31 protein-coding genes and 1 pseudogene are annotated in these 23,254 nt (G+C 70.8%); 5 read left to right on the top strand and 27 right to left on the bottom strand.

The window, feature by feature from the left end; genetic code table 11:
* Positions 1–2 precede the first annotated feature (2 nt).
* On the bottom strand, positions 3–1,121 hold the full coding sequence (gene prfB, locus EV386_RS09975; RefSeq protein WP_130414607.1) for a peptide chain release factor 2: 1,119 nt from the start codon (positions 1,119–1,121) through the stop codon (positions 3–5).
* A gap of 180 nt (positions 1,122–1,301) precedes the next feature.
* Between prfB and EV386_RS09970 the strand changes: the two are divergent.
* From EV386_RS09970 to EV386_RS09965, 3 genes and pseudogenes are all read left to right on the top strand, one after another.
* Positions 1,302–1,763: pseudogene (locus EV386_RS09970) on the top strand (CpaF family protein); the annotation flags it as partial.
* Positions 1,764–1,926: 163 nt separating this feature from the next.
* Entirely contained in the window at positions 1,927–2,076 is a 150-nt protein-coding gene (locus tag EV386_RS18305) for a hypothetical protein (RefSeq protein WP_165399889.1), read from the top strand.
* A 63-nt stretch (positions 2,077–2,139) separates the two neighbouring features.
* Positions 2,140–2,532 carry an Aca2/YdiL-like domain-containing protein gene (locus EV386_RS09965; protein ID WP_130414605.1) on the top strand — a complete coding sequence of 131 codons (393 nt, stop codon included), beginning with the start codon at positions 2,140–2,142 and terminating at the stop codon, positions 2,530–2,532.
* Positions 2,533–2,606: 74 nt separating this feature from the next.
* Here the strand turns inward: EV386_RS09965 and EV386_RS09960 are convergent, their stop codons facing one another.
* Entirely contained in the window at positions 2,607–2,885 is a 279-nt protein-coding gene (locus EV386_RS09960) for a ribbon-helix-helix domain-containing protein (protein WP_130414603.1), read from the bottom strand.
* A 124-nt stretch (positions 2,886–3,009) separates the two neighbouring features.
* Here EV386_RS09960 and EV386_RS09955 point away from each other — a divergent pair, with 124 nt between their 5' ends.
* Positions 3,010–3,504: a DUF6941 family protein gene (locus tag EV386_RS09955; protein WP_130414602.1), complete on the top strand. Its 495-nt coding sequence runs from the start codon at positions 3,010–3,012 to the stop codon at positions 3,502–3,504.
* A 143-nt stretch (positions 3,505–3,647) separates the two neighbouring features.
* Here EV386_RS09955 and EV386_RS09950 read toward each other — a convergent pair whose 3' ends face one another.
* The 13 genes from EV386_RS09950 to EV386_RS09890 form a co-directional block, all read right to left on the bottom strand.
* Positions 3,648–4,112 carry a hypothetical protein gene (locus tag EV386_RS09950; protein WP_130414600.1) on the bottom strand — a complete coding sequence of 155 codons (465 nt, stop codon included), beginning with the start codon at positions 4,110–4,112 and terminating at the stop codon, positions 3,648–3,650.
* A complete protein-coding gene (locus tag EV386_RS09945) occupies positions 4,109–4,480 on the bottom strand; it encodes a hypothetical protein (RefSeq protein WP_130414598.1) in 372 nt (123 codons plus the stop codon). Before EV386_RS09945 ends, EV386_RS09950 begins: the two co-directional genes overlap by 4 nt.
* Entirely contained in the window at positions 4,480–5,430 is a 951-nt protein-coding gene (locus EV386_RS09940; RefSeq protein ID WP_130414597.1) for a peptidoglycan recognition protein family protein, read from the bottom strand. The genes EV386_RS09945 and EV386_RS09940 overlap by 1 nt, the downstream gene beginning before the upstream one ends.
* A 63-nt stretch (positions 5,431–5,493) precedes the next feature.
* On the bottom strand, positions 5,494–7,341 hold the full coding sequence (locus EV386_RS09935) for a sialate O-acetylesterase (RefSeq protein WP_130414595.1): 1,848 nt from the start codon (positions 7,339–7,341) through the stop codon (positions 5,494–5,496).
* Positions 7,342–7,354: 13 nt separating this feature from the next.
* Positions 7,355–7,708 carry a hypothetical protein gene (locus tag EV386_RS09930; protein WP_130414593.1) on the bottom strand — a complete coding sequence of 118 codons (354 nt, stop codon included), beginning with the start codon at positions 7,706–7,708 and terminating at the stop codon, positions 7,355–7,357.
* A 9-nt stretch (positions 7,709–7,717) separates the two neighbouring features.
* Positions 7,718–8,371, bottom strand: a complete 654-nt coding sequence (locus EV386_RS09925; RefSeq protein ID WP_130414591.1) for a hypothetical protein — start codon at positions 8,369–8,371, stop codon at positions 7,718–7,720.
* On the bottom strand, positions 8,371–9,462 hold the full coding sequence (locus tag EV386_RS09920; protein WP_130414589.1) for a hypothetical protein: 1,092 nt from the start codon (positions 9,460–9,462) through the stop codon (positions 8,371–8,373). Before EV386_RS09920 ends, EV386_RS09925 begins: the two co-directional genes overlap by 1 nt.
* A gap of 5 nt (positions 9,463–9,467) precedes the next feature.
* Complete coding sequence (locus EV386_RS09915; protein ID WP_130414587.1) at positions 9,468–10,226, bottom strand: phage tail family protein; 759 nt, start codon at positions 10,224–10,226, stop codon at positions 9,468–9,470.
* Between the two features lie 17 nt (positions 10,227–10,243).
* Positions 10,244–12,394 (bottom strand): hypothetical protein, encoded by a 2,151-nt coding sequence (locus EV386_RS09910; protein ID WP_130414585.1) that lies wholly within the window; start codon positions 12,392–12,394, stop codon positions 10,244–10,246.
* The gene (locus EV386_RS09905; protein WP_130414583.1) at positions 12,394–12,579 is read right to left on the bottom strand and encodes a hypothetical protein; all 186 of its coding nucleotides are present in this window, start codon (positions 12,577–12,579) and stop codon (positions 12,394–12,396) included. Before EV386_RS09905 ends, EV386_RS09910 begins: the two co-directional genes overlap by 1 nt.
* Positions 12,580–12,704: 125 nt before the next feature.
* Positions 12,705–13,097 (bottom strand): DUF7426 family protein, encoded by a 393-nt coding sequence (locus EV386_RS09900; protein WP_130414581.1) that lies wholly within the window; start codon positions 13,095–13,097, stop codon positions 12,705–12,707.
* Between the two features lies 1 nt (position 13,098).
* Positions 13,099–13,650: a phage tail tube protein gene (locus EV386_RS09895; protein ID WP_130414579.1), complete on the bottom strand. Its 552-nt coding sequence runs from the start codon at positions 13,648–13,650 to the stop codon at positions 13,099–13,101.
* Between the two features lie 3 nt (positions 13,651–13,653).
* Entirely contained in the window at positions 13,654–14,073 is a 420-nt protein-coding gene (locus tag EV386_RS09890) for a minor capsid protein (protein ID WP_130414577.1), read from the bottom strand.
* Between the two features lie 276 nt (positions 14,074–14,349).
* On the opposite strand from EV386_RS09890, the gene EV386_RS09885 reads away from it, so the two are divergent.
* Positions 14,350–14,613, top strand: coding sequence for a hypothetical protein (locus EV386_RS09885; RefSeq protein WP_130414575.1), 264 nt, complete (start codon positions 14,350–14,352; stop codon positions 14,611–14,613).
* Here EV386_RS09885 and EV386_RS09880 read toward each other — a convergent pair.
* From EV386_RS09880 to EV386_RS09830, 12 genes are all read right to left on the bottom strand, one after another.
* Complete coding sequence (locus tag EV386_RS09880; RefSeq protein WP_130414573.1) at positions 14,610–14,954, bottom strand: HK97 gp10 family phage protein; 345 nt, start codon at positions 14,952–14,954, stop codon at positions 14,610–14,612. The two genes, EV386_RS09885 and EV386_RS09880, sit on opposite strands and share 4 nt — an antisense overlap.
* Positions 14,951–15,274, bottom strand: a complete 324-nt coding sequence (locus EV386_RS09875; RefSeq protein ID WP_130414571.1) for a hypothetical protein — start codon at positions 15,272–15,274, stop codon at positions 14,951–14,953. Before EV386_RS09875 ends, EV386_RS09880 begins: the two co-directional genes overlap by 4 nt.
* Entirely contained in the window at positions 15,271–15,615 is a 345-nt protein-coding gene (locus EV386_RS09870) for an HIT family protein (protein ID WP_130414569.1), read from the bottom strand. The genes EV386_RS09875 and EV386_RS09870 overlap by 4 nt, the downstream gene beginning before the upstream one ends.
* Positions 15,615–16,043, bottom strand: coding sequence for a hypothetical protein (locus EV386_RS09865; protein ID WP_130414568.1), 429 nt, complete (start codon positions 16,041–16,043; stop codon positions 15,615–15,617). The genes EV386_RS09870 and EV386_RS09865 overlap by 1 nt, the downstream gene beginning before the upstream one ends.
* Before the next feature lie 162 nt (positions 16,044–16,205).
* Positions 16,206–16,469, bottom strand: coding sequence for a hypothetical protein (locus tag EV386_RS09860; RefSeq protein WP_130414566.1), 264 nt, complete (start codon positions 16,467–16,469; stop codon positions 16,206–16,208).
* A 2-nt stretch (positions 16,470–16,471) separates the two neighbouring features.
* Positions 16,472–17,458 carry a major capsid protein gene (locus EV386_RS09855; protein WP_130414564.1) on the bottom strand — a complete coding sequence of 329 codons (987 nt, stop codon included), beginning with the start codon at positions 17,456–17,458 and terminating at the stop codon, positions 16,472–16,474.
* 21 nt (positions 17,459–17,479) lie between these two features.
* The gene (locus EV386_RS09850) at positions 17,480–18,100 is read right to left on the bottom strand and encodes a hypothetical protein (protein WP_130414562.1); all 621 of its coding nucleotides are present in this window, start codon (positions 18,098–18,100) and stop codon (positions 17,480–17,482) included.
* 95 nt (positions 18,101–18,195) lie between these two features.
* Entirely contained in the window at positions 18,196–19,356 is a 1,161-nt protein-coding gene (locus EV386_RS09845) for a phage minor capsid protein (protein WP_130414560.1), read from the bottom strand.
* A gap of 9 nt (positions 19,357–19,365) precedes the next feature.
* Complete coding sequence (locus EV386_RS18300) at positions 19,366–19,521, bottom strand: hypothetical protein (RefSeq protein ID WP_165399888.1); 156 nt, start codon at positions 19,519–19,521, stop codon at positions 19,366–19,368.
* On the bottom strand, positions 19,521–21,062 hold the full coding sequence (locus tag EV386_RS09840) for a phage portal protein (protein ID WP_130414558.1): 1,542 nt from the start codon (positions 21,060–21,062) through the stop codon (positions 19,521–19,523). Before EV386_RS09840 ends, EV386_RS18300 begins: the two co-directional genes overlap by 1 nt.
* Complete coding sequence (locus EV386_RS09835; RefSeq protein WP_207216509.1) at positions 21,062–22,324, bottom strand: PBSX family phage terminase large subunit; 1,263 nt, start codon at positions 22,322–22,324, stop codon at positions 21,062–21,064. Before EV386_RS09835 ends, EV386_RS09840 begins: the two co-directional genes overlap by 1 nt.
* 2 nt (positions 22,325–22,326) lie before the next feature.
* Positions 22,327–22,851 (bottom strand): helix-turn-helix domain-containing protein, encoded by a 525-nt coding sequence (locus EV386_RS09830; RefSeq protein WP_130414554.1) that lies wholly within the window; start codon positions 22,849–22,851, stop codon positions 22,327–22,329.
* Positions 22,852–23,254: the final 403 nt, after the last annotated feature.

Here is a 23,254-nt window from a genome sequence, read left to right as displayed (position 1 = left end):
GGTCAGACCTGCTCGGCCAGCTGGGCCGATCGGCGCCAGCGGATGCCCGCCTCGATGAAGTCGTCGATGGCGCCGTCGAACACCGCGGCCGGGTTGCCGCTCTCGTGCTCGGTGCGCAGGTCCTTGACCATCTGGTAAGGCTGCAGCACGTAGGAGCGCATCTGGTCGCCCCAGCTCGCCTTGATGTCGCCCGCGAGCTCCTTCTTCTTCGCGGCCTCCTCCTGCTGGCGCACCAGCAGCAGGCGCGACTGGAGCACGCGCAGCGCGGCGGCGCGGTTCTGGATCTGCGACTTCTCGTTCTGCATCGACACGACGATGCCGGTGGGGATGTGCGTCATGCGCACCGCGGAGTCGGTCGTGTTGACCGACTGGCCGCCCGGGCCCGACGAGCGGAACACGTCGACCTTGATCTCCGACTCCGGGATCTCGATCGAGTCGGTCTGCTCGATGAGCGGGATCACCTCGACGGCCGCGAACGACGTCTGGCGCCGTCCCTGGTTGTCGAAGGGCGAGATGCGCACCAGGCGGTGCGTGCCCGCCTCGACCGACAGGTTCCCGAACGCATACGGGGCGTTGACCTCGAAGGTCGCGGACTTCAGGCCCGCCTCCTCGGCGTAGGAGGTGTCCATGACCTTGGTCGGGTGGCCGTGGCGCTCGGCCCAGCGCAGGTACATGCGCATGAGCATCTCGGCGAAGTCCGCGGCGTCGACGCCGCCGGCGCCCGCGCGGATCGTCACGACCGCCTCACGCGCGTCGTACTCGCCGCTCAGCAGCGTGCGCACCTCGAGCGCGTCAAGATCCTTGCGGATGGCGGCGACCTCGGCCTCGGCCTCGTCGAACGAGTCGGCGTCATCCATCTCCTCGCCGAGCTCGACGAGCGCCTCGACGTCGTCGATGCGCGAGCCGAGCTCGGCGACCCGGTTGAGCTCGGCCTGCGTGGCCGACAGCGCCGAGGTGACCTTCTGCGCGGCGTCGGGGTCGTCCCACAGGTCGGGAGCCGAGGCCCGCTCGGAGAGGTCGGCGATCTTCCGCTTGAGCACCTCCGGGTCGCTCACAGCCTCGATGGACTCGAGGGTGGAGCGCAGCGCGCGGATCTGCGAGGGGAAGTCGATGGATGCCACGAGGGTCAAGGCTACCCGCGCGCCCGGTCGGCCGGGCGCCACGGCGCTGCCCGCGAGGGTTATCCACAGGCTGCTTCTGGACGGCGTGACGCGTCCCCTACTCTTCCCCCGCGACCGCCCCGGGAGGTCGTCCGGGCCCCTGTCGGGCCCGCGAGAGCAAGCGGATCCAAGGGTGCCCGCATGACCGCCGTGATCGACGCCGCAGCCATCCTCGAGCAGGAGGTGCGTGAGCTCGTGCGCCGCCGCGGGCTCGACCCCGTGCGCGAGCGCGCCGCGCTCGACCGTCTCGTGTCCGACGCGCTGGGCGACTACGCCGAGCGCACCGCGCGGGGGCTCGTACCCGCCCTCGCCGACCCCGAGCAGGCCGCGCGCGCCGTCGTCGACACCCTCGCGGGGCTCGGACCGCTGCAGCAGTACCTCGACGACCCCCAGGTCGAGGAGGTCTGGCTCAACTCCCCGGCCCAGGTGTTCGTCGCGCGCGGGGGCGTGCCCGAGCTGACCACGACCATCCTCACCGCGGGGCAGGTGCGCGACCTGGTCGAGCGCATGCTCAAGGCGAGCGGGCGGCGCCTGGACCTGAGCTCGCCGTTCGTCGACGCCGCGCTGCCGGACGGCTCGCGACTGCACGTGGTCATCCCCGACGGAATCCCTTCGGCTGTATAGGCGGCTTCCCGGCATACAGATGTGTCGCGCTTCACCCGGTCGGCCTGCCCTCCCGACTAGTCGCCCCACAAACTGTGGGGTAGAGTGAGTGTCACGAGGTCAGGGGAACAGCCCCAGACCACGACGGCACAAGGAGCCGACGATGATCACCACCTCCGCACTCACCGCGATGGTCCGCCAGTCCCTCTCCGACACCGAACTCACCAAGGTCGTCGAGCTCATCGAGGAGTACGGCGAGACCTACGACAGCATCACCGACGTCATCGCCGACGCCCGCGAACTGCTCCGCTGACAACCACGAGCCCCCACCCCGCAACAAGGGGTGGGGGCTCAACCCTCTCGGAAGGGGACCACCATGACCGACGACCGCATGACCGGCGGCGAGCTGCAGACCGTACGCGAGTACCTCGGCCTCACAACCGAATCCCTCGCCGCCATCCTCGACGTCCGCCACGACACCGTCCGCCGCTGGGAGTCCGGCCGCGACCCCATCCCGCTGCGCGTGCGCCAGGAGGTCGAACAGGTCGAGGCCGACACCGCGACCGCCGTCGGAGAGGTCGTCACCGCCCTGCAGGACGCCCGCGACCCCGCCGTCGTCGTCTACCGCACGGACGCCGACATGCACGCCGCACGCCCCGACCTCGCCCACCTGCCCGCCCGCTGGTGGCGGCACGTCGTCGCACGCGCAGCCCACGAGATCCCCGGCGTCGCCATCGGCACCCGCACCGAGCTCGACGCCGACGACTGACCCCGGGCGCGCCGAAAGGCCCCTCCCCGCCGAAGCGGAGAGGGGCCGGGGGCGTGGTGGTCGACTGGCGTCGATCAGGACGTCGGTGACGTCGTTGTGATACGGCCTCCGGAGGCCGTCGCGCCGCCTGTGCCCATCTGCCAGAAGACGCCCTGGCCGACAGTTGCCGGTGCTGACTGCCCCGACGTGGTGGCGCCGCGCGGAGACGGTGACGGGCTGAGCTCCTTGGCGACCATCGAGCGCACCAACTCGGACACGCCCGTACCGCGCGCCTCGGCGGCGACGCGCAGCGCCTCGCGCTCGCGATCGGAAAGCCTCAGCGAGAGGACCGAGCCTCGTGTTGCAGTGCCCATGTGGCGTTCCTTCCTGTCGGGGTGTGGTGTCATACAACTAGGGATCAAATGTATACGCAAGCGTGCCGTGGTGGTACGGTCTGTCATACAGACCGACTCCGGACACCCCGAAAGGACGTGCGACATGGCTCATCCAGCTCGCGCATCAATCACCGACTTCACAGTCGACGGCATGCTTTGTGACTCCGCTGTAACCGCAGAAGGCAAGCTCTACATCCAGGGCGGCGGATGGAGCATGCTCTCGTTTCCGGCGCTCCCCGCAGCGTCTCCTCGGATCGGCATCGCGCTGTCCGTGGCCGTGCCCTATACCGCGACGAACCAGGCGCACCGTCTCACCATCCACCTTGAGGCGGAGGACGGACAACGTCTCCCGCTTGGTCCAGGCGCGCCCGAGGGCGGGGACAACCTGGGGCAGATCGAGGCCCAGTTCAACATGGGTCGGCCTCCGGGGATCATGCCTGGCGACTCCCAGCACATCCCGTTCGCGCTCAACATCGACTCGTACCCGTTCGAGCGCCCGGGCGCATACGCGTTCGTGATCACCATCGACGAGAGCGAGATGCATCGGATGCCGTTCCGCGTCGCGCAATCGCTTCCGGGAGTACTGCCCTTCGGCTGAGTTCTCCGCCGAGGCGCCCCCGCCCCGCTCGTGAGAGCAGGACGGGGGCCGTCGCATGTTGTGTCAGCGCCGACGCACGATCCGCGCCACCGCGGCGAGACACTCCGGGCAGCAGCCGCCCCGGTCGTCGCGAGGATCCGGCGTCACGGCACGATGTGCAGCAGCTGCGTCAGACCGAACCCGGCCGCAGCGCCCGCTGCGGCCGCCGCGCCGGCCGCACGCCAGATGGTGTGCTCGAGCGAACGCAGCCGGCCCTCATGGTCGGCGACGTCCTCGCTCATCTCCTCGACCGCCTTGTGCGCGGTCGCGGCCGCAGCCGCCGCAGTCTCGACCGCCTTGGTCGCCGTCCCCGCAGCCGCGGCCGCCGCCTCGGATGCCTTGGCGGCCGCGTCGAGCGCCGTCTTGCACGCCAGACGCATCTCGTCGAGCTCGCGGTTGGCGTTCTCCCGCCATAGGTCCCACTCGGTGCGGTGCACGTACTCGGCGCGCTGCTCACGGATCTCGTCGGTGAGCGCGGTCAGCTGCTTGTCGACGCGGTTGAGCCAGCGTCCGAGCTCGCCCACGGTGACCTCACCGGACAGCGCGCCGGGCGGGGGCGGCGCGTTCACCCTGCCTCAGGCGTGTCGTCAGACGCGGTTGCGGGCGGGTAGACGCCGATCGTGCCGGATCGAATGGAGCCACCAACCGCGATCGTCTCGATGACGGCTGCCGGGGGCAGGTAGTCCTCGGGGATGCCCTTCGACGTGATCGACAGGTACGACGCCAGCCCTGCGGCGGGCGGGGACAGCAGTGCGAGCGCGATCGTGATGCCGGCGGCGATCCACTTGCCAGGGGAGTCGTCCTGCACGAACGCGACGATCGCGGCCGCGCCGGGCAGACCTGTGGTCAGCGTCGCGGCGTACGCCTGGAAGGTGGTGCGCAAGAAGCCGCGCTTCGCGGCCAGAACGACGTCGTCGGGGACGATGCGGGTGCTCATCAGATCCTGCCTTCGTTGAGGCGCTGCTGCAGCGCGATGACCATGCGCGACGGGCTCGACACGACGCCGTCGGCGGGTGTGTCGAGGTCGGCTTGCAGGGCGCGGAAGTACTGCGGGCCAGCCTTGCCGTCGATCGCGCCCTTGTAGTGACCACGCTGCGCGAGCAGACGCTGGTGGGCGGCGATGAACTGGGAGCCGCCGTCACCGGGCTTGCCGGTCCAGTCCCAGCCGCTGGTCAGGCCCGGGTTGCCGGGTCGCCACGCCGACGTCTGGTTGGTCACGACGCCGTCCTCGGGGGTCCCCAGCACCGCCTGCCCGCGCCGGGTGGTCGCGGCGCCCCAGAATCCGTCAGCGGTCAGGCCGGTCGGTGCGGCTGGTGCCGGGGCGGGCTTGGCCGGCGCCGGGGCGGCGGGCTTGTCGACCGGGGCCGCGCCACCCAGTGCGGCGGCCTCGGCGGCGACCTGCCCGAGCCGGGGCAGCAGGTAGGGGCCGGGGCAGGCGGTGGCGACGCCGTACTCCTGGTGGCCCTTGACGTTGGCGCGCGTCGGGGCGAATCCGTGCCGCTCGGCGAGGTCGGCGTACAGGCGCACGAGTGTGGTCCAGGCAGCGTCGGAGATGCGCCACTCGGGCGCCCCGGTCGAGTTCTGGATCTCGACGGTGATCTTGTCGTTGTCGGCCGCGGCGCTCGACGTCGTCCACGCCCGGTACTCCTCGGGCACGGACCCGATCAGCGCGCCGGACGTGCGGATGATGTAGTTCGCGGACGCCTTGGCGCTCGACTTCACCAGGCGGTCGATGCCGCCCGTGCCCGTGTCGGCGTGGTGGTGCACGTTCAGGCCGCGGATCTTCGTCCCGGCGGGGCGCGACGACCACTTGTGGACACGCTTGCCGTTGATGAGCGTGAGCCCAGTGGGCGGCATCGTCTCGGTGGTGAGCGGGCTGTAGGTCACTGGTGCCTCCAGGCATAGGGAGAGCCCCGCACCTGCCGGTGTCGGGGCCGGGGATGAGTGGGGTCAGGCGGAGTGTGCGCCCACCGGGATCTGCGGCGTGGGGCGCGAGGTCCCGGACGGGGTGAGGGTGGCGATGCGCACGTGTGTGGTGGTGGTGGCGCGGGCGCCGGTGATGGTCGCGCGGCGGCCGATCACGGTCAGGTCGTCACCTGCGGTGGTCCAGTTCGTCCCGTCGTACGTCGCGACCTGGTAGCCGGTGGCGCGGCACAGTGGCGCCGACCATTCGACGCGGACGCTAGTCCCGTCGCGCCACGCCTGGACGAATCCGGGCGGCATCGCCAGGACGCCGGCCGCGTTGGCGACGGCGGCGGTGTACGCGTCGGCCATGCGCTGACCGAGCAGGGTGACGCCCTCGCGCCCGTAGTGCGACAGGTCTCCGTCCCGGGACAGTCCGGCGCGGGAGTGCGCCACGGCGGTGCGCGCGACGCGGGCCGGGGTGTCGGCGATGGTCAGGTCGGAGACCCGCTCGGGGGCGCCCTCGCGGCGGTCCGGGGACAGTTCGCCGAGGATGATGGGCAGGTCGGGGGCGCCGAGCCCGGCCCGGACCCGGGCGAAGAGGTCGTCGATGGCGGCGGTGTAGCCGGGCTGGTCGAGGCCGGAGGAGTTCTCGCCCTGGTGCCACAGCATGCCTCGCACGGTGACCGTCGCGCCGGGCCACTTGGCCTGGGCGGCTGCGATCGCGGTGGCGGTCTGCGTGAGCATGGCCGCGGTCAGGGACCAGGGGCCGTCAGGGTCACGCCAATTCCAGGTGCCGGAGTCGAATCCGGTGCCGCCCTGGGCGGCCGGGACCAGCAGGGCCACGGTGGTCTCGCCGGTGCGGGCGACCCACTCGCGGGCGAATGTGGTGGCGATGGACAGGGCCGCGTTGGGGTTGTCGCCGCGCATGTCGAGGGGCACGGACGCGACCCGCAGTGTGGGCGCATGAGCCCCGACCTCCCAGATGCGCGGGTGGGGCGGATCGAGGTCGGCGCCATACGGGGTGCCGCGACCCGACATGTTCGACTGGCCGGCGGCGAGGAAGATGTCGACGCGGGTGATGGACGCCGACCCCGGGGCCGCCCAGGGCGTCCAGCCCGCCCCTGAGGTCTGGCGGGTGTAGACCTCGCCGTCCGTCGTGCGGTACTCCTGCATGGCCACGGATGTGGACAGGCTACCCCCGCGCACCCACCACACAGTCAGCGCGCCCGACCACGGGCGGGGCAGGCCGGTGATCGCGGCGGCGGTGGCGGCGTCATAGACCGACCACACGCCCACGTCCTCGGCCAGGCGCAGCACGTCGACGCTGGACCCGGCCGAGAGCTGGCCGCGCGTCCACGAGGTGCGCTCCCATGGCGTCCACCCGGACGACGACGCCTCGCGGGTGTATGCGGCGCCAGAGACCGTGCGGTACTCCTGCATCGCGACCGACGACGTGGCCCCACTCCCACGCACCCAGGCGACGGTCAGCGTCCCGGGCGCGGCCACGGGCAGGCCGGTGATGGTCTCGGCGGTCGCGGTGTCATAGACCGACCACACGCCCACGTCGGCGCGCAGGCGCAGCACGTCGGCGCTGGACCCGGCCGAGAGCTGGCCGCGGTAGAACGCGGCCCCGGAGACCGCGGCGAGCACATCGGCGGGAGCGGCGGCCGTGAATGCGGCGGCCACGGCGGCGGTGGCCGCGTCGATCACGGTCGGGCTCGACGTGACCTGCTCGACGACCTCCTGGTGGACCTGGGCGGGCAGCGCGAGCGCCGCCACGGTGTTGTCGACCAGTGCGGCGGCGTTCGCGGTCGCCGCGGCCAGCAGCGCGGGGTTCACCGCGCCGGGCGTGGAGATGTACGGGGTGACGACGTCGATGACCTGGTGCGCCATGGGGTCCTGCCTCTCAGACGATGCGGATCTGGTCGTCGGCCAGGACGACGGTGCGCCCGCCGCTAACGGCTACGACGCGGTAGGTGCCTGTGGGGCGTGACGCCCACACCGGGTCGGACAGGAGGGTCACGGTCGGCCCGATGTGCACGACCCCGCCCACGTCGGTCAGCGCCCGCCAGGACGTCCACTCCTGCCCCTGCGGGGAGGACAGGGTCACGGTGACCGTCCACCCCGTCAGGTCCACCGGCGTCTCCACGCCCGTGTCCGGGTCGCGCTGGCGCCAGCGCAGGATGATGTCGTTGTCCTGATGGCGGGACACGATCAGCGGCGCCACCGCCGCCGCGGCGGGTCTGCCGAATGTCGACATGGGGTCTCCTCAGACGCTCTTGGCGAAGATCACGGTCGCCGTCGTGGTGATGAACGCGGACACGCCGCCCGCCTGGCTGTAGGCGCGCGTCTCGACGGTGACCACGCCCCCACCCGTCAGCCCGGTCAGGGTCCGCGCGAAGTCCGTGGCGCCGTTCGCGAAGTTCGGGTCCGGGTAGACGTTCATGAACTGCCCGTCCGCGCCCTGGATGCGGGTGGTCATCTGCGCCGCGTTGACCGTCGAGGCGCCCACAGCCATCGCCGAGTGCCCCGTCACGATCGCCGACGTGAACCCCGCCGGGACCGTGAACGACAGGGGCGCGTACGACGCCGCCGAGGTGCCGAGCGTGATCCCCGACTGCGCCGCATGATTGGCGGCCATCCGCAGCACCTGCAGGTCCAGGGCGTCGATCCGGGCCTGCTTCGCGGACAGGTCAGTGATGATGGCCGACTGCTGGTCGTTGACGGCCTCGATCGCCGCCGCCTGCTCGGCCAACTCCTGCGCCTGGGCCTGCAGCTCCGCGATCTGCGCCTGGAGTTTGCGCACCGACTGGAACGGCTGCGTGCCACCAGCCACGAGCGCCTCACGCGACCGGCGCGCCGCGGCCTCCTGCTGCCTGCGCAGGACCTCCAGCGGGTCATTCGTCGGCGGGTTGTAGCCCATCAGCCCTCCCTCATCCGGCAGCGCACCGTCAGCCACTCACCCGTGTCCCCGGACACCTCGACCACCTTCAGCGGCAGGACCGTGCGACCCAGGTACAGGTCACGCACCCCGACGTCCGCGTGATCGCCCGGACGCACCGCGTACTCCGCGCCCACCCGCAACTCGATCGACTCCTGGTCCTCGGTCCCACGCGCGACCGTCTCGCCCAACCAGCCCAGCAGGGTGCCCAGGTCGGTCACCGTCGAGTGCGAAGTGTCCGCGACCTGCATGACCGGCCAACCCGCAAGCGCGGACGTATGCCGACGCCCGGCCAGAACCAGGTCATCGGCGCGACCGCCGAGGCCGTACGCGTCAGTCGCCATGTCGGCGCCGTTCTCGTCCACGCTCAACAGCGAGGCCCTGCGGCCCGGGGAGGCGGTGTTCCACTGCCAGACCGTGTCGACGAGCTCAGGCGACCCGGCCCGAAACCGCCAGCGGAGGTGACCCGTGTCGGTCAGGTACGGGGCGAACTCAATCTCGGGGCCACCCTCGACGGCCGTCAGCTCGGCCAGACGCTGCGCAGTCGTCGACAAGTCCCACCCGTTGTAGGTGCGCTGGTTGGTCCCGCCCGTCAGAGCGGGCAGGTCGATCGGCAGCGAACCCCACTTGAGCGCCTCAGCAACCAGCCCGCACCCGATGTCACCCAGCGACCCGGACAGGTTGAGCACCCACTGCGGGGCCGGGTGGTCCTCATCGATCAGGACCTCGCCGTCCACCCACGATGTGGCGAGGGCGTGATTGAGCACGAGCCGCTTCGTCAGCAGCGTCCACCCGCCACCACACGTGATGGAGAGCTGCCCCGACTTCCACAGCCTGCGCGTAATCTGCCCCGCGGCCAGGACACGCCGTCCACGCACCACAGCGAGCGCCGTCCGCCAAGGACGCAGCCGGGCGCGCAAGTCCTTAGCGGCCGCCTGCGCGGACCAGGCGACCGTGACGTCGATCCGGCCCGACTCGTTGAGCGTGCCAACCCACGACGCCCCGGTGTACGGGATACGGCCGAGCGGAGCACCGTCGACGACGTTGAACGCGAACACCCGCAGGGGAGCCAAAGCGCTCACCTCCACGCCGCCCGCGCCCGCAACGACACCGGCACACCCGCCGGTGTCGTTGTCACCGCGACACTCGACGCACCCGGCGGCAGTTGGAACACGTCGTCATCGACAAGGACACCGGCCGGGTTCCCGGCCGGGTCGAGGGGCACCCCGTCGTATGTGTCGATCACGACCCCTGACGGGGCGTTGCCAGCCCACGAGACGACCTGACCGTCTATGGCCGCCGTGAACGCCGTCACAGGCCCACCGACCACAAACGTGGGCCAGGTGGGAGCGTTGCCCGCGTTGTCGAACCCGACCGCACCACCGACCGCGGGCACGTCCACCGGCAACCCGTACTTGTTCGGGTCAGGGCAGGTGATGATCAGGGAGAACCACAGCCCGTTCTGCAGGACACGCACGGTCGGGTCGAGCGCGGCGGACACGAACCCATCCGCAAACCTCGGCCCGCCGGCGTCCTCGACGCACACGGTCAGGCGACGCCCGGCCAACGCGTTGAGGGTGGCTCTCTCCGCAGCCGCTTCGATCGTGGAGACACCGCGCACCAGCCCGCGGATCGTCACAATCCGGTGCTCGGACAGCAGTTGCGCCGGCCAGTACGCTCCGTCACCTTGCGGCACCGGGGACAGGTCCACGCGAGGGGACGCCGTGCCAAACCAGCCCGAGATCGGGTTGTCCGGCTGCAGGAACCAGCCAGGCAGCGCAGGGTTGTATGCGCCTCGCAGACCGCCGAGGATCACTCCGTCCTGCGGTCGATCCACCGGCGTGATCGTCACCCTCATGCCGCCCCCAGACTTGTCAGGTGCTCGGCGACGAAGGTCGCCGCCAGTCGCGGGTCATCTGTGACGACCGTGATCGGCGCCATGATCGTCGGGCCGGACGCCTGGGCGGACTGAGTGCGCGGCCCGGCTGCGGGGATGTCCACGCTGCCGTTCGCGCGCCGCACCAGCAGCATCCCGAACCGGCCCGCGACGTCGTCGAGGATCTGCTCGGAACGGGCCCGCTTGGACTGCGCGAGCGGGATGTACGCCTCACCGCCGGTCTCGTCCTCAGCCCACACACGCCACGCCCCAGCGGGCGCGATCTGCGCGACATGGTTCTCAGCGCCGTTCGCGAACTCGAGGATGTTGCCGTTCGCGTTCGACACGCGGCCAGGCAGGTTCACACGCCGCGTCCCGGACGTGTGCGTCGCAATGTAGGAGTTGAGCTCGTCGACGGCGAGCTTCGCCGCACGCGTGCTCACCTCGATCGGGATTTCCTTGCCGTGCAGGTTGTCGATCGTCGTCTGCAGGCTGTCGAGCTCCGCCTCGCGGTCGGCGGCATTCGACGAGATGTCCGTGTCCACCTGCTTGGGGATCAGCCCGTACGAGTCAGCGAGGTCCTCAGCCGCCTGCCCTGTGATGCCGGCGGCCGCTGCGGCGTCGATGAACGCCTGCCGGTTCGCCGCGATGACGGCGTTGTAGTCCTCCGTCTTGCCCGACGCGTCAGACTGCGCGGACGCGGTCTCGACGATCTGCGACGCCAGGTCCAACAGGGCCTGCTTGCGGTCGAGCTCGGTCGAGGTGAGTTCGCCGGTCTTCTTGTCCGTCTCGGTCATGACCCGGGTCGTCTCGTCGATCTGCGACGCCAGGTCGATCTGCGCCTGCGCGACGTCCCGCGCCTTCCCCGACGCGTCGTCGAGGGCCTGATTCGCCTTGTCCACAGCCCGCTGCATCTTCAGCTGCGCGACGGACACGCCCTCGGTCGCCGCCTCGAGCATGTCCGCCCGACGCTGCGCGTCCTCCTGCCGTTGCACGTTCACGCGTAGCTCGTCCGACACGTCGGACAGGGCGTCCTTCTGGTCCATGAGCGCATCACGCTGCCGGGACGCGGCGAGACCCACCTCGTCGTACACCGGACCCGCTTCGCCCACCGTGATCAGGTGCTCGGACATCGTCGCGGTCGCCGCGGCGACCTGAGCGTCAAGGTCACGGGAAGCGTCCGTGTACCGGCCCAGCAGGTCACGCTGCTTGTCGACGTCACCCGACGACATCGCGTTGACGAGCTCCTCGACGGACACGCCCGCCTTGCCCGCACTCTCGGACAGCTCGTCCAGGTTGGTCGTCGACTCCTCCTGCAACCCGACGAGCCGCTCAAACCAGTTCGCGCTGTCGGCGATCTCAGCCGACCACTCCCGGAACCGGGACGCGTAGTCAGCCGCCTCGAGCGCACCGCCGGCCTCGACGATCTGGTTGGCGAGCTCGGCGGTCTCGGTGACGAGCGCCTCCGCCTCCTCCGCCGCGGTCGACAGCTTGTTGATGAGCACACCGACACCGACCGCGGCCGCGCCGAGCGCGATGCCCAGCGGCCCACCGATACCGGACGCCAACCCGCCGAGGGTGCCCTGCGCCAGGTCGCCGATCGACTGCATATCCCCAGCGAACGAGGACGTGACCTCGGAGAAGTTCTGCATGGCCTCGTCACGGAACTCACCCGTGAGCTCACCAGCCCGACCCAGCCCCTTCTCAGCGCCGACCTGGTCGACGTCGACCGTGACAGTCGCCTTGTCCCCGTCGAGCGCCTTGAGCTCGTCCGCAGCCTCCGTCAGACGCCGGTGAGCGTCCTCCGTGTCCGCGAGGATCTCCATGTCAGTGCGGGTGCGGTCAAGGTCCTTCGCCTCGTCCGCGAGCCGCTCCAAGTCCCGCAGCGCACGCGCCGCGTCCGCCTCCACGTCCACTCGGGGACGGGCCCGGTCAAGCTGCTCCGCCTTGTCCGCGATGCGGGCGATGTCCCGCAACGCCGCGGCGGGATCGGCCTGGACGGCCACGCCGGCTGTGGTGCCGTCGAGGTCGTCCGTCGCCTTCTTCGCCTTGGCGAGCCCGGTCACGAGCCCGTCGTCGTTGATCGTGAGCGCGGTCTCCAGGGTTGCGACACGCAGCGTGGTCGACATCAGTCACCTCCAAGAGCGGCGCGCAGCCGAGACGACGGCTCGTCACCGAGCCCGACGATGAGACGGCGGATGGGCGCACCAGGGCGGGCCCACACAGCCGGGTCGGTCAGATCAACTCCGTACAGGCGGGCCAGGTCGGCGACCACGAGCGTCCAGTGCGGCAGGATGTCCGCCCACCCGATCACCCGGCCCGCCCGCCGCGGCACCACATGCGCGGGAATCCGGTAGTCGTCGTACAGGCCAGTGACCGGGTCCTTGCTCCCGACCCCGTACCGGTCCCAGTCGTCCTGGGTCCAGGTGGCGGGGTCGATCAGGCTTCCCCCGACTCCTCACCGTCCTCGGCCGACGCGGTGAGTGAGTCGACGTACTGTTGCGCTGCGGCCGGGCCGAGGCACCACGCCACCAGGGCCACGTTCCCGAGCTCGCGGATCAGGACACCGGGGACACCGTCCTCGGTCATCTCGTCCACGACGTCCCTACCGAGGGCGAGCACGTGCAATGAGTCGCCGGCGAGAACCTCGTCAGCCGCCTTCTGCAGTCGCTCCGGGTCCTCGATCTTGCGGGTCGCCCACAGCGCCCAGCAGCGCGCCTCACGGGCCAGGTCGGGCGGGCGCACGTCATAGGTACGCCCCCCGACCGGCAACCGCAGGCTGGCCTCGTCCGTGACAGCGGCGAGATGCTCGGTCAGACCCGACAGGTCCACGTCACTCCCCGCCGCCGGCGTCCGCGGCAACCCAGCCCTCGAACGGGTTCTCGATGCGCGTCGCATACCCCTTGCCCGTGAGAGTGATGTTCCACATCTCGTTCGCGCCGTCAGGGCCCGCGTTGCCGCGCACGATCGCGACCGTGCACCGGCCCTCGAACGCGTCCGACGGGTCCGGCGTCGCATCCGACTCGGCAGGCTTGTGGTACCAGCGCACATGCGCCACCGCCTTGTCGCCGCGCTTGTCGCCGTACCGGTCGAACAGCGCCTTGATCTCCGGCAGCAGGGAGCCCGTCTCAAGGGCGCGGTTGACGTACACGGAGAACGCGAGCGACCACGACCACGCGGTGACCTCGTCGTTCGGCGACCCGAGGTCGTCGTACGTCTGCGCCGTCTGCGTGATCGGCGTCATCGTCGGCACGACGTTGAAGATGCGGCGGATCGCCTGCCACACCGGTGTCGCGACACCGGCCGCGGCCGTGTCCACGTCAACGCCGTACTCGAAGCTCTTGCCGAGGGTGCTCCCGGCGGGGAGCGAGGGGTCGTAGGCCATGGGTCAGCCCTCCAGGGAGACTCGGTAGTTGATGGTCAGCTCCTGGCGGCCGTTGCCGTCAGGACCCAGCGGGGCAGGGCCGGAGACCCGCTCCACGTAGTTCAGGCCGCCCACACGGGTCAGCCCCTGCAGGACACCGTCGACGGCGTCTGCCAGGTCGTCGGCGCTGTTCGGCGCCGTGGCGCCCCGCACCCGCACCTGCAGGTATGGGACTCGTACCGGGTGGCGGTCGCCGGGGACGAAGTCGAGGCGCGTGTACCGGGTGACGCCGATCGCCCGGTCTGGGGTAGTCCCGATCTGCCCGTAGAAGATCCCGACCTCGCCCGCGGTGAAGCCAGGACCGTTGGGGCGCCACGCCCCCACGCCTGCGTCGGCGAGGACCTGCGCGACGGCGTAGACGGTCTCGGTGTCGGTGAGGGTCACTGGCGTCGCCTCCTTCCGGATGATGGTTGTGACGGATGACGCGTGTGTGCGGGTCGGTGGCCCCCTGTGCGCGCATGCGCGCGCGTATAGGGCTGTAGGTGTGAAAAACGCGTCACATCCGTCACAAGCGTCATAACCGCAGGTCAGACCCGTGACACATTGCGAGACGATCCGTCATGGAACGGGGCCAATGCGTCACCGATACGTGCGTTGAGCAACCATCCATGGGGGTCTTGGGCGCGACCCGTGACACATGCGCCACCTACGCTGGGACGCATGAGCCGCCGCACCGCCGCCGTCCTCGCCACCACAGCCGTCCTCGCCGCCACCCTGACCGGGTGCGGGGAGAAGACCTGGACGGGCGACGAGTACCGTGCCGCGCTCGAGGCGTGCCAGCAGGACCCCGACGCGATCAAGGCCGCCGACGCCAAGCAGACCGCGGTGATCAACTACTGCGCCGACCTGGGCGGCCTGTCCGACGACACGTCCGACGAGGCGAAGCAGCTGCGCCGCGACTTCATGGAGCGGTACGGCGACTAACCGCCGAGCGCGCGGGCGACCTGTGCGGCGATGATCTGCCCCACCTCGTCCGCGGAGTCGAGCGCGGCCGTCTCGAGGTACTTCGCCTGCCCGTCGTCATGCCGCAGGGACAGGTCCTCGTGCTGGCGGGCGGCGTACGGCAGGTCGGAGAACACGGTCGCCTCGCGGTCGCCGGGGCCGGCGGGGTCGACGGTCAGCGAGGACCGTAGGTCGCCGTACTCGATCGGGGTGCGTGGCACGGCGACGGCGCGCACCCGCTCGGCGGCGAGGGTCAGTCCGTCCGCGGTGCCGGTGAGTAGTTGGCGGGCGAGCGCGTCCACGTCCATCGGGTCTGAGGTCATATCGCGAGCACCGTCCCCGCCAAGTCAGCCAGCCGGCCATCCGATGCGGGGTCGTCGTGTGTCACGAGCAGGACCTCACGTTCGACGCCCTCGCCGACGTCGACGAGCGACCCCGGCGTGACTGCCCGCATGATGCGGTCGAGCGACACCGTGAACGTCACCGTGACCTCCCGCTTGTCCGCGGTGACCACGAGCCGGTTCGTGAGCTCGACGACGGCGGGCACGGTGACCGCGGGCCCGTAGGTGCGGCCCATGGAGCCCTCTCCGGTCAGGGCGCGCACGGTGACAGGGACACGCCACTCCGCGAACGGGTCGCTCATGGCTGCTCCGTCCACGGCAGCGCGAGGCCGTCGCTCTCGCGACGTGGCACCAAGTGGACGTGCAGGTGGAACACGGACTGTGTCGCCCATTCGCCGCGCGAGGTGATGAGGTTCATGTCCCCGCCGAGTGACGCTGCCACCTCGGCGGCGCGCGCCATCGTGGTCGCCGTGACGTCAGGGTCCTCCGCGAAGTTGGCGACGTGCCCGCGCGGGACGACGAGCAGGTGCCCGGGCACGACTGGGTTGAGCGGATAGAACGCCACCGTCTCCGGCCAGGTGTAGGCGAACCGTGCCGGGGACCGCCCGTTGACGATCGCGCAGAACACGCACGGGTCGCTCATCAGCCGATCACCTGCACCGTCAACGTCAACGGCAGCCCGTCAAGGATGTCCTGCGCCTCGACACCCAGATGCGTGGCCGCCCACACGCGGGCCGCGGCAGCCTGGTCCGCGCCTGCGAAACTGATCGACTTGCCGCCCATGCCCTTCGACGCCACCACACCACCCGCGGCGCCAGTCTGGACGGCGACAGGGTCGATGCCCGCGCCTACCCACGCGGCCACCTGGGCGCACACGATGTCACGGAACCCGTCGATGAGTGCGGGGTCGGTAGGGCGGTACTCGTCGTCCACGGGATAGATCGCGGCGTTGGTGGCGCGGCGCAGCAGCGCGGACGCCGCACGCAGCAGCGCGGCCGCGTTGTCGGGGACCTCGGGCAGCCACTGGCCTTCGGTGAGGTCGGTGGGGTTGGCGTAGACGGGCATGCCCATGGCGGCCTCCTCGGTGGTGTGGTGGGGTGGCGCAGGTCGCGTCCCTGTCAGGGCGTGGAGTCACGGGCATCGAGACGCCCCGAACGGCCTTCGACGGATGCGTGTGCGTCATGCGGTGGTGCCCGCCGTCGTTGACGCCACCCCACCAGGTTGTGTGACCGGTCAGGCCGTCTTGCGGCGGCGTGTGACCGGCTTCGGGTCCACGTCGGGGAGCGGGTCGCCGCCGTCCTGCTCGAGGACGGGCAGCGGCTCACCGGCCGGGGTGACCTCACCGGTCACCTCGTTCACGGCCTCACCCGGCACACCGTCGGCGACGTCGTACTCGACGACGTAGCCGCGACGCACCCAGTACGCGACAAGGCCCGGCTCGTCCGACGGGGCGACCGGCGTTCCGTCCGGTGCAGTGACCTTCACGATGCTCGCCATGGTCACTGCACCTTCACGTTGCGCAGCACCGCAGCGCCACGGGTCGACTTGAGGACGGCCGCGGTCGGGCCCATCTCCATCTCGCCCGTCTTGACCGCGCCGGGGGCGTCGTAGTTCGGGCGGAACGTCTGCACGAGCTGCCCGACCGTGCTGACGGCGTGGAAGGCGTCGAGGCCGAACCGCACCGCGTAGATGTCGGTCAGGCCCGTGACCGAGTCCTCGCCGATGGTGCGGGTCTCGACCGGCACGATCGGGCCCGACCCGTTGGCGTTGTCGCCAAGGTCGACGATCACCGCGGACCCGAACATCTCGACGACGCGGCCGAGGGCGTCCTCCGACCGGGTGTAGTACCCGGCGCGGCGGGCCAGCGAGCGAACCCGGGCGGCGCCCTTGTCGTTCGTCAGGATCGCGCCCGCGCCCTCGTTGACGGCGTGCACGAGCTCGTCGAGCAGGTCGAGAGCGTCGTTCGTCAGACCGCGGTCGTCCCCGAGGGTGACAGCCGTCCAGTCAGCGACCGCGCCCGCACCGAACTCGGTGACCGTGCCAGCGAGGGCCTTGTCCAGGCCGTCGAACCCGGCCGAGCTGACAGCGGTGTCACCGTTGACGAGCTCGTCCTGGAAGCGGGTGCGGATCGACTTGTTCAGCTGCTCGAACTGGAACGCCTCCTCGTTCGTCGACGCGGCGCCGAGACGGGCCAGGACGCGGTCGACGTTGAACGCACCGCCGAGGGGCTTGAGGTCGACGGTCTTGCGCTCACGCTTGGCCTCACCGGGCGTGTACTCGGTGTTGAACGCACGGAACGCGGCCGGCGCGGCCGACACGAGGCGCGTGTACCCGTAGGTGAGGGTCGCGCCGCCACCGGACGGGTTCACGCAGTCGTCGAACGTGATCTGGTCGATCAGCCACGAGCTGCGGCGGAGGTTGTCGATGACGGCGAAGTCGACGTCGTCCTGAACGTTGACCTGGGCGTCGGCGAGAGTGATTGCCATGGTGTCCTCCCTGGGACGGGGTTACTGCGACGCCCTGGCGAGGGCGTCACGGATGCTGGTGGGTCGCTGCCCGCCTTCCCCGGGACCTCCGGGGGACGGGACGGTGGAGCGGGTCGCCGTCGGGGCGGCCTTGAGCTCCGGGTGCTCGTCGATGAACGCCTTCACGGCGGCGTCGACCTTGGCCTGGTCGGTCAGGTCGACTCCGTTGAGGACGCCTGCGCCCTTGACCGCGAGGAGGGCGATGCCGTTGCCGGAGGCGGCGGCGATCGCCTTGTCGAGGTTGCCCGCCGTCTGCAGGTCAGCGAGGGCCTTCTCGGCGTCCTCGGCCCGCTTGGTGAGCGTGGCGACCTGCGTCTCAGCCTCCTGCGCCTTGATGCGGGCCGCCTTGGACTCCTCGCGCAGCTCGCTGACGTACTCCTGCGAGAACGTGCCCGTGGACGCCTTGGGCGGTGTCGGGACGGGCGCGGCCGGCGGGGCGGGCGGTGCGGGCGGCGTGGAGCCTGCCGCGGCTCCGTTGTCGCCGTTGCCGGCGGGCGCGCCGGGGGTGCCGTCGTTCGCGCCGGCTTCGACGAAGCGGAGCCGGTGGAAGCGGGCGGGCATGCCCGGTGTGTGGAGGATGGGCAGGCGTGTGCGTGCGTTCATCGGGTTGCTCCTTGGGGTGGCGACCGTCGGGGCTCTTCCCGTCGGGTCAGGGTTGGGACTCTTTCCCATGGCCCCCGCCATCAGGCGGGGAAGTCTCAGACACGGATGTTGCCGAGGTCGGGCTTCTCCCTGTTGCGCTGCCGCATCAGCCCGGTCTCGGCGACGTGCGCGCGGATCTGCGCCTGCAAGTCGCGGACGCGGGCGCGTGCGGCACGCCGGGTGTCGTCGTCCAGTGCGGTCGCCTCGTCGGTGCGCGCCCTGCGGACACGCCGCTCAAGGTCACGCAGCCGTTCCCGGTCCGCCTCGGCTTGCGGGTCGAACGTGGTGACGTCCTCGATCACGGACAGGCCGGGCAGGTAGGCGACGGTCGCGCACCGGCAGTTCGGGTGACGCCACTTCGCGGCCTTCGCCTCGTCGAGCGTGCCCGCCACCGTCACCGTGACCTCACGGTCCTGCGTGGCGTGCCGCACCCGGATGCGCCCAGTCGGCCCCGGCGTCGTCCGCAGCACCTTCCCGGCCCAGCGGGCGCACGACTCGCACGCCCCACGCCCCACCACGATCGACACCAGGTCGACGCCGTTGGCCTGCATCGCCCCGACCTTCGCGTCATCGAACGCCCGCCGCGTCGCAGACCGGGTCGCCATCTCGACGTACGTGGCAAGGTTCCAGTGACGCCCAGCGACGTCCACGAACCCCGTCACACCCTGCCCGAGGAGGCTGTTCCACGCCCGCAGCTGCGCGCTGCCCGTCGTACCGAGACCCAACGTGACATCGGACGCGTGAGCGGCGATCGCACGCCGGTACACGTCATCCGGGAACCGCAACACCCGACGGGTGACGTCAGCGAGCGCGTTGGACAGGTCCGCGCGCATCACCACCGCGGCCGCCGTGCCCGGCCGCACCAGGGTGCCCGCCGTGCCCGCCACCGCCGTCGCCGACGTCGTACCGGTAGACCCGACGAGCGCGGACAACTCCGCGACCGCCGCGTCCACACCCTGCTGCGCCGCCGTCGTCAGGATCCGCTCGAGGACCTCCGGCGACGTCTGCGACAGCCACCGGGCCACACGCTGCGCCTCCGCCGTCAACTCGCCCATGCGCAGCGCCTGCACCGGGCCGACACCGGCGTCAAGGCCGGCGCGCAGCTGCGCGACCACGGCACGGGTGATGCGGCCCTCAGCCTGCCCGAACAGGTCGACGAGGTCACGCACGAGCAGGTCGAGGGCGTCACGGCCACCGTCGGGGATCCACACAGCCACGGCGCCCCCTCAGAGGTTGAAGGTGCCGAACCCGATCCGCGGCGCGTCGTGCTCCTGGCTGGAGTCGGCCACCCAGGCGTCGGTCTGCGACTCGCGCTGAGGTTCGGCGTCGTCACGGTCACGGTCGCGGCTTATGCGCAACTCGACCGACAGTCGGATGCGCATCAGCCGCCGAACGAATACGGGTCAGGCAAGGCCGCGTTCTCCGCGAGGATCCGCGCCACCTCGTCCCCCACTGTGACGTCGTCCCAGTCCGGATTCACCATCCGCACCAGCGTGTCCGTCGACGCCGCACCCGCAGCCTTCAACAGTTGCGCGGCCTGCGCCCGATCCTCCGGGGTCTGCTGCACCGCGTCAGGGAACAGCACCCGCAACCCGTCCGCCGGCGTCGCCCCACGGTTGAACACGACCGCGTCGACCTCGAGCAGCTTCGCGATGATCTGCCGCAGCGCAGGCGACCACGTGCGGATCTTCCGCGCCCGCGTGGTCGCAGACCGCGCCTCACGGGCGTCGACCTCGGTGGCCGTCATCGCCGACCCGCGGCTGTCGCGCCCGAATGTGGCGGGGGAGTACCCGGACGACGTGATGATCTGGTCGGTCCAGTGGTCCACGGTCGCCTTGTGCTCCGCGAACCGGATCGCGAACTGCACCTGCGTGATCGGGGCGTCCCCGTCCTCGACGGCGGCCATCTTGAGCGGCGTGTACACGTCCCGGTCGAGGTCGAACGCGGCGCCCAGGCCGGGACCGTTGCTGTCGAGCATGTACTGCGCGAGGAGCAGGCGGGCCTTGCCGAGGCGGATGTCTCGCATCCACGACGCGTACGCCTCGTCGAGGTTGTCGAGGAACCCCTCAACACCGTCGAAGTCGGACGCGCCCCACCCGTCAGCGGTCGGGATGTGCCGCCACGCCCGCGCCGCAGCGGCGGCGTCGTTCGGGACGTACACGACGTCCAGGCCCGGTGTCGCGCCTTCGGTGACGTACCCGTCCTCGTTGACCGACCCGGCGAGCGGGGCGAGGGCGTCGACGTCGGCGAGCGGGACGGGCCGGCCGAGCCGGTCGGGTGTGCCCTGGTACAGGCCGTGCTGGGTCACGCCGTACCCGCCGGCGTCGACCTCGTGCCGCTCAAGGTGCCGCCACACCTGCTGCCCCTCCGACCGGACGACCCGCCAGAACGTGACCGCGCGCAGCCGCCCGAACGCGAGCTCGGGGATGGCGCGGTCGGCGGGCTCGGACACCAGGAACGCGGTGTCGGCGACCTCGCGGTCGAACGCCACCTTGACGTACACGCCACCCAGGGCGGCGGCCTGCTCGGCCGCCCCGGTGAGCGTCGCGTACGCCTGGTCGGCCAGGAGCGTGTCAAGGCGGGCCTGTGCGCCCTTGTCGTCGACGGTGAGGGTCAGCGGCTGCGAGAACAGCATGTCGGCGCTGGCGCGGGCGATGTCGGACGCCAACGGCACATGCGTGTCGTCGCGGCGCTGCCCGTTCGCGTTGATCGGGCGACCCCACCAGAACCGGGCCAACGCGCCGACGACACCGCCGCGCCGCTGCGCGGGCCGGTCGGCCGGGGTCGGGGACGCGGTGCCACGGTAGGCGCGCTCGAGCGCGCTGGGGTCGCCGGTCCACCAGGCGTCCCACTCGCGCAGCTTGGCCTGCACGGGCTGCAGGTCGGCGGGCGGCCAAGCCTGGTCACGGACGGGCAAAGGCATCAGTCGTCCTCCTCTCCTGTGTCAGCGCCGGGCGCGGTGAGCGGCACGGCGTCGCGCCAGTGGATCAGCGTCGAGAAGATGGCGTAGCGGGCGGCGTCCACGAAGTCGTCGTCTGCCTTCACGGGAGAGTCCTCGCCGCGCTCAGTCGCTTTCGGATCCCACGTGTATGACGGAACCTCGTCGAGCAGGTTCGTCGCGTCGTCGGCGATCACGAGCCGATCAGCGGCGAGAAGCGCTCCCACGACGCGGATGCCGCTCATGACCGACTTGTGTGCACGCATGACGCCGGAGAAGCCGTCCGTCCGCAACTGGTGGCCGAACGCCGCCGCAGCATGGTCGTAAGGAATCCACTCCGGCTCCGGCTGCCCTGCCATCCAGTCACGCAGGTGCTTCGACATCTCCCCGATGGTCACGGCCGGCGGTGCCCACTCGGCGAGGACGTACAGACGATCCGCGCCGCGCGGGTCAGGGCCAAGGCCGAGCAGGATGCCCGCGGTGCGGTGTGTGTCTCCGTAGTCGATGCCGAGCGCGAGCACGCGATGCATCTGCGGCATCTTCGAGCGAGGCATCACGTGCTTGGTGGGGTCGAACATCGGGTAGACGCTGCCCTCGGCCGCGACCCATTCGCCGTTGATGTTGCGCCGGTAGAACAGCCCGGTCTGTTCGGCCTTGAGGTTGTTCTTGTACGTCTCGGTGAGCGACGGGTTGTCATCGAGCCGGAACTTGAACGACACCATGTCGAGCTTGTCGGCCCGGTCGAGGTACTTGGTCTTGAGCCAGTGCCGCGGCGATCCGGGGTTCGTCGTCGCGATGAGGCGGGCGCCAGGCACGGACAGGCGGGCGAGGAGCTGCGCCCAGAACGCCTCGGGCAGCAGGGTTGCCTCGTCGCACATGGCCAGGCATGCGGTCAGGCCGCGCAGCTTCTCCTCTGCGCGGGCGTCGTTTGCGCCGACGAGGTGGACCTCGCGGCCGAGGACTCGTGCGGTGGACGATCCGCGGGTGTGCTCGACTGCGGCGGCGAGCGTCCCGAACAGTGCGCCGTCCATCATCGGCTCGATGATGTTGCGCTCGATGGTCTGCAGGGTGCGGCCCGTGATGAGGATGAGCCCCGAGCGGGGGGCGTTCCTGACCGCGCCGAAGAACGCGAGACAGACCGCGAACGTCTTGCCAGAGCGGACGGCCCCCTCAAGGAGCGCAATGCGGTGCTTCTCCGCCTCGACGATCGCTTTGTGCTGTTTGGTCGAGATCGGGAAGTCGGTCAACGTCAACCCTCCACGGCTTCGCCGTCGTCGTCGGTTGGCGCGGTGCGGCGCAGTCGGTCCATGAGCTCATCGACGACGTTGCGCTGCTCGGTGTACTCGTTTGCCTCGCTGTCGTGCTTGGCGATGTCGAGGGAGTGCCGCACGGCGACCGTGGCGGCCTGCATGAGTTTGAGTTTGTCCGCGGGGGATGGTTCGGCCTGCGTCCATCGGACCTCGGTGAAGTTCTTGCCGCCGTGGTCGATGTACTCGTGCGGTTCCCATATTTGCTGGCGCAGCCGGGCGGCGTCGTCGAGGAGGTCTTTCTCGAGCTGGGCGCGTTTCGCCTTGGCGTCGAACACCTTCGCGGCGACGGCTGGCTTCACAGGGTCGCGATTCCATGGGATGCCGAGGTCGTCGGACCAGCGGGCGATCGTGGACTGTGAGACTCCGAGCGCCTTGCCCGCCTTGCGTTGGGTCATGCCGGGCTGCTGGACGAGTTGCCGGAGCGTGTCCGCCTGCTCGGCGGTGCGAACGATCTTCTCTGCCACGAGGGCGTCACCGCCCTCCCGCCGCGCATGCCGAAGGCCCGGCGTCGTGGTGACGTCCGGGCCTTGGTTGAGGACATACTCCTCCAGGCATCGGATCTTACACTTTTGCGGCGCGCCTGCGTAGCCGGACACGCCAGGCCGCTTCGGCGCGTCGCAGGTCAGCGACGTTGACCAGCAGCCGGCCGCATTCGTGGCGGGTCGCGACCTTGCCGCGGTGGACCCACACGTACACGGTGCCGGGGGTGACTCGCACGAGCCGGCACGCGTCAGGGACGGACGCCCACTGGTCGCTCATAGACGCCATTCGATCTCGAAGCGCCCCCCATGGAGCAGCGCTGCATGCTCCGTCGCCCAGGAGAGCACCTCCGCGAGGGATCCGTCTCGGTGCGTCGTGGGCGGCCAC

The sequence above is a fragment of the Xylanimonas ulmi genome (assembly GCF_004216535.1).
Taxonomy (GTDB): Bacteria; Actinomycetota; Actinomycetes; order Actinomycetales; family Cellulomonadaceae; genus Xylanimonas; species Xylanimonas ulmi.
Note: the sequence above shows the minus strand (reverse complement) of the source record. Positions and strands in the feature narration are given on the sequence as shown.